This is a genomic window from Mumia quercus, from assembly GCF_025506335.1.
Classification (GTDB): Bacteria; Actinomycetota; Actinomycetes; order Propionibacteriales; family Nocardioidaceae; genus Mumia; species Mumia quercus.
In genome coordinates, this window is the sequence record NZ_JANZYO010000004.1 from 543,033 (window position 1) to 556,549 (window position 13,517).

Here is a 13,517-nt window from a genome sequence, read left to right on the forward strand (position 1 = left end):
GCCCATGCTGTATCGCTGCGTGTCACACTGAGTTAACTCGGTGTGATCTGAGATACACCTTTGCGATTCTCTGGAGGGAGAACGATGAAGCATGCCCCAGTGACGGCGAGAGGCCGTCGCGTGGTCGGCCCCGTCACCGCAGGAGCCCTCGTCGCCGGAACGCTGAGCGCGTTCGGCCTGGCGGCCGCAGCACCAGCAGCAGCGGCGACGGACCTGGCGAAGGACTACAACTACAAGTGCAACGTCGACGCGGCCGGCCTACCGCTGGGCGTGAAGGACGTCGGTGTCCACGCTGCGGTCGAGGTCCCTGACTCCGTCGCCCCTGGCGAGACGATCCCCGCGCGCAAGACCCAGATCACGCTGACGATGCCGGAGGACCTGCGCGCCCCCACCGTCGGCCTGCTCGGCGCGAAGACCGCGGGCGGCAAGTCGACGGACGCGTCGATCACGATCACCGCGCCAGGTGTGAGCGATCCGCTGGTCGTTCCGATCGGCAATCTGGCGGCGCCGCAGACGGACGTCCCGACGGCGCCCAACGCTCTGTGGAAGATCCCCACCGAGGGCGACGTCCCGGCGATCACTGTGCCCGCCGGCGCGACCGAGGCGGCCACGCTGCGGATGCCGACTCGTTTCAACATCGCCGCCACGCTCGTGCAGGCCAACGGCACCATCGTCGGCGGGGAGGGCGCGGTCAAGCTGGCCTGTGACCTCGACGCCGCTGGGCCGAACGGAGACGGCGTCTTCGGCGCCATCCCCATCGCTGCGCCTACCAACCAGCCGCCGGTCGCGCGCGACGTCACGGTGTCTACGGGCGCGGGCGAGGCCGTCGCCGTGACGCTCGACGCCTCCGACCCGGAGGGCGAGACGCTCACGTACACCACCACCAACCCGAGCAACGGCACGCTGAGCGGCGACGCTCCGAACCTCACGTACACGCCCGCCGACGGCTTCGTCGGGACCGACTCGTTCACCTACACCGTCAGCGACGGTGTAGGTGAGGCGACCGCGACCGTGACCGTGAACGTCGACGGCGGCGCAGGACCGGTCACCACCCAGGACATCGACTGGGAGGATCCGGTGCACCGCGGCACATTCGCGGACCTGACCAAGATCACGCTGGCCGGCAGTGGCGGCGAGGGCACCCTCACGTACAAGCTGGGTGCGCTCACCGGCCCGAACGGCGGCAGCAACGTGTGGTTGTCGGTCGCGGGCAAGGTCGCGACGATCCAGGTCTCGGAGGACGCTGGCGTCGGCGACTACAGCTTCAACTACACCGCGACCGACGAGGCCGGCCAGTCGAGCACCTCGACGGTGCGGTTCACCGTGGTCAACGCCGTCCCCCTCGTCGCGGATCGTACGTTCACCACGACGAAGGACAAGCCGTTCGACGGGTGGCCCTGGGCGCGGGACCTCGACTCCAACGGCCCGTTCGTCTGGAACACCCCCGAGACCCGGTTCACGTACGGGACGCCGCAGCACGGCACGATCAGGGACTTCTTCACCGCCGACGACAACCCGGCGAGCCCGGACTCCCAGTTCGCGGCGATCAAGCACAAGTACACCTACGTGCCGGACCCGGGCTTCGTCGGGACCGACTCCTTCACGGTGACGATGACCGACAAGACCGGGGACTCGACGACGGGGACGGTGACGATCAATGTCGTCGAGCCCCCGAAGCCTGCGGCGGGCGTCCTGAACGACGTCCGGTACCGGTGCGAGTACGCGATCCGCACCGGCCCCGACGGGATGCCGACGACCGATCCGTCGGCTCCGATCGACCCGTCGCTGAGCGATCTCGTCGGCGCCATCATGGGCGGCGACGCCACGTTCCGCGTGGACGTGAAGGCCCACATGCCCCAGCAGCTGAAGCCGGGCGAGAAGTTCACCGTTCCCGACACCGACATCACCCTGAAGATGGCCCAGCCGATGGCGGAACTTCTCGCGGGCACCGACTTCAGCACGTCGCAGCCCGGCGAGTACCCGCCTCTCGACGAGACAGGGTTCGGCCAGACGGCCGTTGCCGGTCAGGCGACCGCGACGGCGGTGTTCACCGAGACGGCGACCGGACGGACGTACGAGCTGCCGATGTCGGACCTCGAGTCCGCCGACGTGCCGATGTCGCTGCCGGTGCCCGCCGACGGCGTCGCGATCCCGGTGAAGGGCGGCCTGCCCGAGCTGACGGCACCGACGTCGGGTGCGCTCGAGGTCTCGATGCCGAAGAAGATGTTCATCAACTCCGTCCTCACGCCCGGCGTGCTCGGCGGGTTCATCCAGGCTGTCGGGCTCGACTGCACCGCGATGGACGGTGAGGCGCTGACGATCGGCAGCATCGAGGTCAGCGACGAGCCCAGCACGCCGGCGCCGGTGGCGTCGTCGGTCAAGGCGTCGGCGGCGACGGCACGCTACGGCATCTCGCCGCGCGTGAACGTCGTGGTCTCGCCCGGCAAGGCCGGAGGCAAGGTCGAGGTCCGTCAGGGCAGCAGGCTGCTCGCCCGTACGACGGTCGTCAACGGCCGCACCACGGTCACCCTGCCCCGTACGGCGCTGAAGCCGGGGACGCACACCCTGTCGGTGCGCTACCTCGGTGACGCGTCCACCAAGCCGTCGTCGACGTCGCTTCGCCTGAAGGTCGTCAAGGCGAAGGCATCCGTGGCCGCGAAGGTGACGACCAAGAAGGTCGTGGCCGGCAAGACGCGTGCCAAGGTGCGGGTGACGGTGAAGGCCAGCGGCTTCACGCCGTCCGGCAAGGTCGCGGTCTACCACCGCGGCAAGAAGGTCGGCACCGCGACGCTGCGTAAGAACGGCAGCGTGGTCGTCCGTCTCAAGAAGCTGCCGAAGGCAGGCAAGGGCACGCTGAAGGTGCGCTACCTCGGCAACGCCACGACCGGTGCTGCGACCAAGACCATCAAGGTCTCGGTGAAGCGGCGCTGATCAAGCGTCGGCGCCGCCCGTCCCCCGACGGGCGGCGCCGCACGAGGCGGTCACGGACTCACCCTCACGAGGCCGGGACCGCCGCCGCACAACGCTGAGGCCTCGGTCCCTCCCTCCGGGATCGAGGCCTCAGTCGTGCACGGGGACTAGCGGAACGCCGGCTGGCCCGTGAGCGCCTGGCCGAGCACCAGCGTGTGCATCTCGGTGGTCCCCTCGTACGTGAGGACGGACTCGAGGTTGTTCATGTGGCGGATGACGGGGTACTCCAGCGAGATGCCGTTGGCGCCCAGGATCGTACGGGCGGTGCGGCAGATCTCCAGCGCCTCACGGACGTTGTTGAGCTTGCCCATGCTCACCTGCTCGGGACGGAGCGTGCCGGCGTCCTTGCGTCGGCCGAGGTGCAGCGCGAGCAGGACACCCTTGGCGTACTCGAGCGCCATGTCGGCGAGCTTCTGCTGGGTCAGCTGGAACCCGCTGATGGGGCGGCCGAACTGCTCCCGCTCGCCTGCGTACGCGAGCGCGGCCTCGTACGAGGAGCGCGCCGCGCCCATCGCGCCCCAGACGATCCCGTATCGCGCCTCGTTGAGGCACGACAGCGGGCCACGGAGGCCGGTGGCTTCGGGCAGGACCGCGTCGCTGGGCAGGCGGACCTCGTCGAGCACGATCTCGCCCGTGACCGAGGCGCGCAGCGACAGCTTGTGCAGGATCTCGGGCGCGGAGAACCCGGGCGTACGGGTCGGGACGACGAACCCACGGACGTCCGCCGGGTCGTCGCTGGTCTGGGCCCACACGACGGCGACGTCGGCCACCGGCGCGTTCGTGATCCACATCTTGCGGCCGTTGAGGATCCAGTCGCCCCCGGCGTCGCGGCGGGCGCGGGTGCGCATGCTGCCGGGGTCGGAGCCGTGGTCGGGCTCGGTCAGGCCGAAGCAGCCGATCGCCTCGCCCGCGGCCATGCGCGGGAGCCACGTCTCCTTGTGCTCCTCGCTGCCGAAGCGCCAGATCGCGTACATCGCGAGCGAGCCCTGCACCGACACCAGCGAGCGAAGCCCGGAGTCGGACGCCTCGAGCTCGAGGCACGCGAGGCCGTACTCGGTCGCACTCATCCCGGCGCAGCCGTAGCCCTCGAGGTGCATCCCGAGGACGCCGAGCGCGCCGAGCTCCTTGGCGAGCCCGCGGATGTCAGGGATCGCGCCGCGCTCGAACCAGTCGGCGACGTACGGGTCGACCCGCTCGGCGCACAGGTGACGCACCGAGTCACGGACCGACAGCTCGTCCGCGCTCAGGAGGTCGTCGATCCCGGCCGGGTCGTGGGGGTTGAAGGCGGGGCGGGAGGAGGTGGCGGTCATGGACCTTCCTTCGTGGGCGGCTGCGCGTCGGTGGGCAGGGTGAGGCGTCCGTCGACACGGCGCGGGATGCCCCACGGGTTGTCGTCGCGCAGCGGAGCGGGCAGGGCCGACTCCGGGACGGACTGGTAGGTGACCGGGCGGGTGAACCGGCTGAGTGCGGCGGCACCGACCGACGTCGCCGTCGGGTCGGAGGTGGCGGGCCAGGGGCCGCCGTGGTGCTGGGCCCAGGTGTACGCGACGCCGGTCGGGAAGTCGCCGACGGTGACGCGTCCGGCCTTCGTCGTGAGCTGCGCGAGGACGCCCGGCAGGTCGGGATCGGACTCGTCGGCAGCCATCACGGCAGCGGCGAGGGTGCCCTGCAGGGACTCGACCGCACGCGCGAGCGCCTCGGTGTCGTCGTACTCGGCGACGAGCGCGACGGGGCCGAAGCACTCTTCGAGCAGGCGGCTGCCGGACTGCAGCGCGTCGAGCGGCACGGACAGGACGGTGGACGCGACGGACCAGCCGGCGTCGGGGCCGTCGACGGACGCGACGACCTCGGCACCGGCGTCGACGAGCTCGGCCACGCCCGTACGCGCCGCCTCGGCGATGCCTTCGGTGAGCGACCAGCCCTGGGGTGCCGCCTCGCGGAGCGCGTCGGCGACCGCACGGGCGGCGTCGGAGCCGCGCGGCGCGAGCATCAGGCCGGGCTTGGTGCAGAACTGGCCGGCGCCGAGCGTGAACGACCCGACGAACCCGGACGCGATCTCGGCGAGCCGCGCCTCGGCAGCGGCGCCGGTGACCACGACCGGGTTGACGGTGCCCATCTCGGCGAACACCGGGATCGGGACGGGGCGTCGTTCGGCCGCGTCGCGCAACGCCATGCCCGCGCGCTGCGAGCCGGTGAACGCGACGGCCGTGATCTGCGGCGCCTCGACGAGCCGTACGCCGGCGTCGAAGCCGTGCACGATCCCGAAGACGCCGTCCGGCGCACCGGCCTCGCGCAGCGCGTCGGTCGCCAGGGCCCCGAGCCGCTGGCTGAGCAGCGGGTGCGCGGGGTGCCCCTTGACGACGACCGGGCAGCCCGCGGCGAGGGCGGACGCGGTGTCGTTGCCCAGCACGCTGAAGGCGAACGGGAAGTTGCTCGCACCGAAGACCGCCACCGGTCCGCGCGGCACGTTGACGCGGGCGAGCGACGGGTTGGCGCCGGACGCGTGGTCGATCGTGGCGCCGAGGTACGAGCCCTCGACCGCCACGTCGGCGTAGAAGCGCAGCTGGCCCGCGGTCCGGGCGACCTCGCCCTCCAGACGAGGTCGCCCGAGCGCGGTCTCGGCGTCGGCGAGGTCGACGAGCTCGTCGCGTGCCGCCTCGAGGGCGTCGGCGATCGCGCCGGACCACCGCGCCCGCTCCGTCGGCGGCGTCGCGGCCACCTCCACCGCGCACGCCGCCGCAGCGGTGACGATCGCGTCCACCTCGGCCGTCGGCGTGACGGGCACCTCCCCGTTCGGACGCCCGGTACGCGGGTCGTACGAGACATCAACGCTCATCGGCTGTCCCCTCCCGTCCGCCCTGCCTCGTTGATCGAGTAGCCCGGAGCGCGAGCGGAGGGCGTATCGAGATCGGTCCTTGGTCTCGATACGCCGACTCCGCTAGCGCTCCGCCGGCTACTCGACCAGCCGAGGTTGGGGACGCTCATGCCAGGCTCCGTACGGCGGTGGCGAGGACGTCGAGGGCATCTTCGAGGAGCGCGTCGGAGATCACCAGCGGCGGCAGGAGCCGGATCACGTTGCCGTACGTCCCGCACACGAGGACGAGCACGCCCTCGCGGTGGCAGTGCGCGGCGACCTCCTGGGCGTACTGCGGTGCCGGGTTCGTCGTCCCGGGCTCCACGAGCTCGATCGCGAGCATCGCGCCCCGGCCCCGTACGTCGCCGATCCGCCCGCCGGACTCCGCCCGCATCGCTTCAAGCCGAGGCTTCACGAGCCGCTCGATCTCGGCGGCGCGCGCGACCAGCCCGTCGTCCTCGATGGTCTCGATCGCGCCGAGCGCCGCGGCGCACGCGACGGGGTTGCCGGCGTACGTCCCGCCGAGCCCGCCGGGCGCGACCGCGTCCATGACGTCCGCGCGCCCGGTGACCGCGGCCAGCGGCATGCCGCCCGCGAGGGCCTTCGCGGTCGTGATGAGGTCCGGCACGATCCCCTCGTGCTCGCAGGCGAACATGCGCCCCGTCCGCGCGAACCCGGTCTGGATCTCGTCGGCGACGAAGAGGATCCCGTGCTCGCGCGCGAACTCGACGACCCCCGGCAGGAACCCCTCGGCCGGGACGACGAACCCGCCCTCGCCCTGGATCGGCTCGGCCACGATCGCCGCCACGTTGTGCGCGCCGATCTGCGTGAGCACAAGGTCCTTCAGCTTCGCGAGCGCGTCGGCGGCGCACGCCTTCTCGTCGCCGTCGTAGCGGAACGGGTACGCCATCGGGGCGCGGTAGACCTCCGGCGCGTACGGCCCGAAGCCCTCCTTGTACGGCACGTTCTTCGCCGTCATCGTCATCGTCATCAACGTGCGCCCGTGGTACGCGTGGTCGAGCACGACGATCGCCGGACGGCCGGTGGCGGCGCGCGCGATCTTGACCGCGTTCTCGACCGCCTCGGCCCCGGTGGAGAAGAGCGCGGTCCGCTTCTCGTGGTCGCCCGGGGTCAGCCGGTTGAGCGCGGCCGCGACCTCGGTGAACCCCTCGTACTCGGTAACCATGAAGCAGGTGTGCGTGAACTTCGCCGCCTGCTCGGCGATCCGCTCCACGACCTGCGGCGCGGCGGCCCCGACGCTCGTGACGGCGATGCCGGAACCCATGTCGATGATCCGGTTGCCGTCGACGTCGACGAGCAAGGCACCGTCCGCGTGGTCGACGAACACCGGCATCGTGATCCCGAAGCCGCGCGCCACCTGCTGCGCGCGCGCCTCGTGCAGCGCGACCGAGCGTGGCCCCGGGATGGCGGTCTTGAGGAGTCGTGCCTGGTCGGTCATGGTCGTCATCCTTCGAGGTTGGCCATCACGTGCTTGATCCGCGTGTAGTCCTCCAGGCCGTACATCGACAGGTCCTTGCCGTACCCGGAGTCCTTGAACCCACCATGCGGCATCTCCGCGACGAGCGGGATGTGCGTGTTGATCCAGACGCAGCCGAAGTCGAGCGCGTTGGACATGCGCAGCCCGCGGCCGAGGTCCTTGGTCCACACCGACGAGGCGAGCGCGTACGGCACGCCGTTGGCCTTGGCGATGGCCTCGTCCTCGTGCTCGAAGGTCTGCACGGTGATGACCGGGCCGAAGATCTCGTTCTGGATGAGCGCGTCCTCCTGCGCCAGGCCGTCGATCACCGTCGGCTCGACGTAGAACCCGCGGTCACCCTGGCGTCCGCCGCCGGTGGTGACGGTCGCGTGGTCGGGCACCTGCGACAGGAAGCCGAGGACGCGCTCGAGCTGTTGGGCGTTGTTGACCGGAGGCACCCACGCGTCCTCGTCGTCGCTCCCGCGCCCGTACGAGGTGGTGGCGGCCTTCGCCTGCTCGGTGAGCGCCGCGACGAAGTCGCCGTGGACGCGCGGGTGGACGAGGACGCGCGTCGCCGCCGTGCAGTCCTGCCCGGCGTTGAAGTAGCCGGCCATGGCGATGCCCTCGGCGGCCGCGGCGACGTCGGCGTCGTCGAACACCACGACCGGGGCCTTGCCGCCGAGCTCGAGGTGCACGCGCTTGAGGTCGTGCGAGGCCGCCTCGGCGACCTTCTTGCCCGCACCCACCGAGCCGGTGATCGAGACCATCGCGGGCGTCGGGTGGGAGACGACTGCGGCGCCGGTCGTACGGTCGCCGCAGACGACGTTGAGGGCACCCGGCGGGAGGAACTCCGCGGCGATCTGCGCCATCATCACCGTCGAGACCGGCGTGGTGTCGCTCGGCTTGAGGACGACCGTGTTGCCCGCGGCGAGCGCCGGGGCGAACTTCCAGACGGCCATCATCATCGGGTAGTTCCACGGCGCGACCTGCCCGACGACACCGACCGGCTCGCGGCGGATCCACGACGTGTGGCCGGCCATGTACTCCGCCGTCGCCCGCCCCTCCAGCACGCGCGCGGCACCGGCGAAGAACCGGATCTGGTCGACCATCGGCGGGATCTCCTCCGCCATGGTGACCGGCACGACCTTGCCGGTGTTGCGGCTCTCGGCGGCGACGAGCTCCTCGGCACGCTCCTCGATCGCGTCGGCGATCTTGAGCAGCGCCTGCTGGCGCTCCGACGGCGTGGTGCGCCGCCAGGTGTCGAACGCCTTGGCCGCCGACTCGTACGCGAGGTCGACGTCGGCCTGCCCGGACAGCGGCGCGTCGCCGTACGTCTCTCCGGTTGTGGGGTCGACGAGGTCGGTACGGCGTCCGTCGCGGGTGTCGACGAGCTGGCCGTCGACGAAGTTCTGGACGTGGACGGTGTCGGTCATGCGTTCTCTCCTGGATAGCGGGTGACGATGTTGATGGCGTCGCCGTGGGCGGCGTCGGAGTTCCGGTACGGGCGGGCGACGAGCATGTAGACGAGCCCGACGCCGAGGACGATCACGGCGCCGAGCGCGACGATCCAGTTGTCGTACCAGGGCGCGTCGGGCGTGCGCGGCCAGATCATGTTGAGCGAGGCCAGCAGCTGGTACGCCAGCGCGGCAACCGTCACGAGCAGGCCCCAGCGGCCGAGGGTGAACTTGCCGGACGGCTTCCAGCCGCGCAGGCGGGCGCGGAGCGCGGCGGCGACGACCATCATGAACGCGAGGTAGATGCCGAACGAGGCGAACGAGATGATCCGCACCAGCGCGTTGTCGGAGACCTGCGAGCCGAGGATGATCACGATCGGGATCGCGGCCGCCAGCGACAGCGCGTACGGCGGCACGTGGCGGGCCTGCGAGAACCGCTTGAGCAGCGTGCTGCCGGGCATCATGTCGTCGCGGGCGTAGGCGTAGATCATGCGGCTCGCGGCGGCCTGCAGGCTGAGCACGCACGACAGGAACGAGATCAGCACGATCACGAGCACGATGCGGAAGCCGACCGACCCGAAGGCGTTCTCGAGGACGGTGCTCACCGGGTCGGTGTCCTCGCCGGCGAACACGGCCTGGAAGCTCGGGACGCCGAGGATCAGCGCGAAGGTGATGAAGAACGCCGCGGCGCCGCCGATGTAGATCGTCATCCGCATCGCCTTGGGGATCTGGCGGCCCGGGTCGCGGACCTCCTCGGCGACGTCGCCGCACGCCTCGAACCCGTAGAAGAGGTAGAGGCCGATGAGCGCCGCAGCGGCGAACGCCGGGAAGTACGAGCCGTCGCCCTGGACGTCGTACGTGTCGAACAGCGCGGCGACGCTGTGGTGGCGCTCGGTGAGGAGCACCCACACGCCGACCACGATCGCCCCGACGAGCTCGGCGGCGAAGCCGAAGAACGCGATCTTGGCGAGCAGCTTCGTCCCGCCGAGGTTGAGCAGCGTCGTCAGCACGATCAGGCCGATGGCGCACCAGACGGTGACGGCGGTGGTGGCGTCGATCCCGAGCACGATCGCGACGAAGGGGCCCGCGCCGTACGAGACGGCGGCGATGGTCACGGTCAGCGCGATCATGTAGACCCAGCCGGTCGTCCACGCCCAGCGGCGGCCCCACAGGCGGCGCGCCCACGGGTAGACGCCGCCGGCTACGGGGTACTGCGCGACGATCTCGCCGTACACCAGCGCGACCAGCAGCTGGCCGAGCGCGGCGAGCACGATGGCCCAGATCATCGGCGGGCCGCCGCTGGCCAGCGAGGTGCCGAAGAGCGAGTAGACACCGACGACCGGCGAGAGGTACGTGAAGCCGAGGGCGAAGTTGCCCCAGAGGTTCATGTCCCGCTTGAAGTCGGAGGTGTAGCCGAGCGAGGCGAGGTGCGCGTCGTCGGAGTCGTGGTGCTGCGTGTGTCGTGCGGTGGGGTCGAGAGGCGAAGTCGTCACGGGATTCTCCCTGGGGGCGGGACGGTCGATGCTTCGCAGGCTAGAAGTGATGCGCACCACAGTGGCCCTGCCGAAACGGTGCGCCTGGCCTGCTCGACATGGACACTGTGTCCATGACCGCAGCGCCGACCAGCGAGCCTCAGGACGACCCGTACGGGGTCACGCTGGCGTGGCTCCTCGACCAGGAGGACCTCGGACTGCGCCTCGTCGAGCCCGAGGAGACCCCCGACGTCCGGCTGCGCTGGGCGCACGCGATCGAGGTGCTCGACCCGACGCCGTTCCTCGACGGCGGCGAGCTCGTCCTCACCACCGGCCTCCGGATGCCGCGGGCACGCGACGAGCAGACGGCGTACGTGGAGCGGCTCGCGGCGGCCGGCGTGGTGGGGCTGGCCTTCGGTGTCGGCGTCCGGTTCGCGACGATCCCCGTCGGCCTGCGCCAGGCGTGCCGTCGTGCGGGCCTGCCGTTGCTGGAGGTGCCCCTGCCGACGCCGTTCGTCGCGATCGCGCAGGCCGTGGCCGCGCACCGGGCGGAGCAGCAGAACGCGGTCATGCACCGTGCCGTCGCGTTCCAGCGCCAGATGACGCGGGCGGCGCTCGAGGGCGGGGTCGCGGGTCTGTCGGCGGCGCTGGCGCGGGAGCTGCGCGCCGCGGTCCTCGTCCTCGACGAGCTCGAGCACCCGGTGGCGTACGCCGGCGAGAGCCCGGGGTTGCGCGAACGCGTGGCCGCCGAGCTGGTCGCGCTCGCGGCGCGGCCGGGTCGGGCGAGCGTCGCGGTCGTGTCCGGCAGCGGCACTCTCGCCGTCCAGCGGCTGGGTGGGCGTGAGCGGCCGAGCGGGTGGCTCGCCGTGGAGGTGCCGGGCTCGCTGCCGGTCGGCGACCGGCTCCTGCTCAATCAGGCGGTCTCGCTCCTCACCCTCCAGCGCGACCGGCCGCGCGAGCTCGTCGACGCACGCCGGCGGCTCGGGGCGACGGTGCTCGAGCTGCTCCTCGACGACGACGCGGTGGCGCCCTCGCTGGTGCGGCACCTCGGCCACTTCGGGTTCGAGGCGGCCGACCGCGTACGGATGGTGGTCGCGGCGCCCGGCCACGGGCGTCCCTCCCCGCTCGACGTGGTGGCGCACGCGCTCGACGCCGCGTCGGTCGCGCACGTCGAGACGGACGCGGAGGAGGGCGTCCTCGCCGTGGTCCGGGACGCCGACGTGCACGCGAGCGTCGAGGCGGTCGCCGACGGGTTGGCCCGCGCGGGACGCCACGACGTCGTCGTCGGCGTCAGCGGCGCACTGGCCGCGGGCGGGGTCGCTGCGGGGCGAGCGGCAGCCGTCCACGCCGTTGCGTCGGCGCGGGCGTCGCACCAGCAGGTCGGCTGGTACGGCGCGCTGACGCTGGAGGCGATCCTCGCCGACGACGTCGTACGAGCGCGGGTGGCGACCCTCGCGGCGTCACCGCTGGCGCCGCTGCTCGAGGGTGGCTCGGCGCGGGAGCGCGTTCTGGTGGAGTCGCTGGAGGTGTTCCTGCGCCACAACGGCTCGTGGGAGACCGCGTCGCGGGCGCTCGGGGTGCACCGGCACACGCTGCGCAACCGGATGGCGCGCGTCGAGGAGCTGACCGGCGCCCGCCTCGACGTCGCCGAGGACCGCGTCGCGCTCCTCCTCGGACTGCTGGCCCGCGAGGGCTGATTGCACGCTCCGTCGCGCGCCGCGGGCCCGGCTCACCGAGACTGGTGACACCGCCGGCTCGCTGCTCGAGCCCTCTCGTCCGCTGACGAAAGGAACCCCCGTGGACTCCCCGGGACCCGAGCCGTGACTCCGCACCACAGGGCGACGACCGTCGGAGATCTCCTCCGGAGCCACCGCATCGAGCGTGACCTGACGCTGGAGCAGCTCGCCGAGCGGTCCGGGGTCAGCGACCGGGCGATCAGCGACATCGAACGCGGTGTGAGCCGGCGGCCCCGCACCACCACGGTGCGGCTCCTCGCCGATGCGCTCGCGCTCGGCACGGACGAGAGGGAGCGGGTCGTGGTCGCCGCTCGCGAGAGCCGCCACGGTCTCGTGCGCGTCGGAACGCACCCTCTCCCGCTGCCGCCTGCTGTCCGTCACTTCGTGGGCCGACGGGCCGAGGCCTCGGACCTCGTGCGCAGGCTCGGGCCCGGGTCCGGACATGACGACTCCCCGTCGATCGCGGTGGTCACCGGTGCTCCTGGGATCGGCAAGACGGCACTGGCGGCTCGTGCGGCGGGCAGCCTGGCGCACACGTACGACGGCACGCTCTTCCTCGACCTCGGAGCCCTCGGGTCCCGCCCGCTCGATCCGCAGCGAGCGTTGCGACACCTGATCGCTGCCGCGCGCCCGACCGACGGTCCGCTGCCCGACGGTCTCGCCGAGGTCCGCGCGCTGTGGGACGAGACGTTCGCCCGACGACAGCTCCTGGTGGTGCTCGACGACGCCCGTGACGAGTCGCAGGTCCGGCCGCTGCTGCCCCGCGCAGGGCCTGGCGCGGTCGCCGTCACCAGCCGCAGGTCGCTCGCGGGGCTCGAGGGGGTGCACCGTCTCGACCTCCCCGCCCTCGCCGAGAGGGAGTCCGTCGCCCTGCTCCAGCACATCGTCGAGGACGTCGGGCCCGGCCAGTCGCCGGGTGCGCGCCCCGCCGAGCTGGCGGCGCTCGCCCGCCTGTGCGAGCACACGCCGCTCGCCCTGCGCGCCGCCGGCAGCCGCCTCGCCGCGCGACGCGGAGGCACCGTGGCCGACCTGATCCGTCGGCTGCAGTCGCGTGACCGCCGCCTCTCCGTCCTGACCGCAGGCGACCTCGTCCCCGCTGCGGTCGTCGCGCCGTCGTACGACCAGCTCTCGCCGACCGCGCAGACGCTCCTGCGACGCCTGGGAGCGACGGAGGGGACGACCTTCTGCCCCAGCCTCGCGGCCGTGCTCCTCGACACCGACCTCTGGATCGCCGAGGACGCGGTCGACGAGCTCGTCGAGGTCGGGTTCGCCCGGCCTGCGGGCGGAGGTGCGTTCGAGATGCACGGTCTCGTGAAGCTGTTCGCGCACGCCCTGCACTCCGAGGAGGGCGGACCGCTCCACGAGCGCAGGGAGGTCGCCGCCCGCGCGCGCGAGTGGTTGCAGTTCGCGCGTCCCGAGTCGGCGCGAGGAGAGGCGCGTCTGGGGTGACGTGGCGCGCGAACTGCGTGTCTTCTTCGTGGTCTCCACGACCGGCCGCACGGTCGAATCGAGAGGGGGAGCGAGCAGGACCGGCCTGGTCGACCTCGACGACAG

The 13,517-nt window shown here is 72.1% G+C and carries 8 protein-coding genes; 3 read left to right on the plus strand and 5 right to left on the minus strand.

Features of this window, described 5'->3' with window-relative positions; translation table 11 throughout:
- The first annotated feature begins 84 nt into the window (after positions 1-84).
- Positions 85-2,931, plus strand: coding sequence for a DUF6801 domain-containing protein (locus NYZ95_RS11980; protein ID WP_262851503.1), 2,847 nt, complete (start codon positions 85-87; stop codon positions 2,929-2,931).
- A gap of 146 nt (positions 2,932-3,077) precedes the next feature.
- Here NYZ95_RS11980 and NYZ95_RS11985 read toward each other — a convergent pair whose 3' ends face one another.
- From NYZ95_RS11985 to NYZ95_RS12005, 5 genes are all read right to left on the minus strand, one after another.
- Positions 3,078-4,280 (minus strand): acyl-CoA dehydrogenase family protein, encoded by a 1,203-nt coding sequence (locus NYZ95_RS11985; RefSeq protein WP_262851504.1) that lies wholly within the window; start codon positions 4,278-4,280, stop codon positions 3,078-3,080.
- Positions 4,277-5,806 (minus strand): aldehyde dehydrogenase (NADP(+)), encoded by a 1,530-nt coding sequence (locus NYZ95_RS11990; protein ID WP_262851505.1) that lies wholly within the window; start codon positions 5,804-5,806, stop codon positions 4,277-4,279. The genes NYZ95_RS11985 and NYZ95_RS11990 overlap by 4 nt, the downstream gene beginning before the upstream one ends.
- Positions 5,807-5,951: 145 nt before the next feature.
- Positions 5,952-7,292 (minus strand): 4-aminobutyrate--2-oxoglutarate transaminase, encoded by a 1,341-nt coding sequence (gene gabT, locus NYZ95_RS11995; protein WP_262851506.1) that lies wholly within the window; start codon positions 7,290-7,292, stop codon positions 5,952-5,954.
- The gene (locus tag NYZ95_RS12000; RefSeq protein WP_262851507.1) at positions 7,289-8,734 is read right to left on the minus strand and encodes an aminobutyraldehyde dehydrogenase; all 1,446 of its coding nucleotides are present in this window, start codon (positions 8,732-8,734) and stop codon (positions 7,289-7,291) included. Before NYZ95_RS12000 ends, gabT begins: the two co-directional genes overlap by 4 nt.
- Entirely contained in the window at positions 8,731-10,248 is a 1,518-nt protein-coding gene (locus NYZ95_RS12005) for an APC family permease (protein ID WP_262851508.1), read from the minus strand. Before NYZ95_RS12005 ends, NYZ95_RS12000 begins: the two co-directional genes overlap by 4 nt.
- 113 nt (positions 10,249-10,361) lie before the next feature.
- On the opposite strand from NYZ95_RS12005, the gene NYZ95_RS12010 reads away from it, so the two are divergent.
- Together NYZ95_RS12010 and NYZ95_RS12015 are read left to right on the plus strand one after the other, a co-directional pair.
- Positions 10,362-11,924, plus strand: a complete 1,563-nt coding sequence (locus NYZ95_RS12010; RefSeq protein ID WP_262851509.1) for a PucR family transcriptional regulator — start codon at positions 10,362-10,364, stop codon at positions 11,922-11,924.
- 123 nt (positions 11,925-12,047) lie between these two features.
- On the plus strand, positions 12,048-13,412 hold the full coding sequence (locus NYZ95_RS12015) for a helix-turn-helix domain-containing protein (protein WP_262851510.1): 1,365 nt from the start codon (positions 12,048-12,050) through the stop codon (positions 13,410-13,412).
- The last annotated feature ends 105 nt before the right edge of the window (positions 13,413-13,517 follow it).

Bases quoted from the DNA above. Each gene is read 5' to 3' on its own strand.
- NYZ95_RS11980 (WP_262851503.1), top strand. From the start codon at position 85: ATGAAGCATGCCCCAGTGACGGCGAGAGGCCGTCGCGTGGTCGGCCCC.
- NYZ95_RS11985 (WP_262851504.1), bottom strand. From the start codon at position 4,280: ATGACCGCCACCTCCTCCCGCCCCGCCTTCAACCCCCACGACCCGGCC.
- NYZ95_RS11990 (WP_262851505.1), bottom strand. From the start codon at position 5,806: ATGAGCGTTGATGTCTCGTACGACCCGCGTACCGGGCGTCCGAACGGG.
- gabT (WP_262851506.1), bottom strand. From the start codon at position 7,292: ATGACGACCATGACCGACCAGGCACGACTCCTCAAGACCGCCATCCCG.
- NYZ95_RS12000 (WP_262851507.1), bottom strand. From the start codon at position 8,734: ATGACCGACACCGTCCACGTCCAGAACTTCGTCGACGGCCAGCTCGTC.
- NYZ95_RS12010 (WP_262851509.1), top strand. From the start codon at position 10,362: ATGACCGCAGCGCCGACCAGCGAGCCTCAGGACGACCCGTACGGGGTC.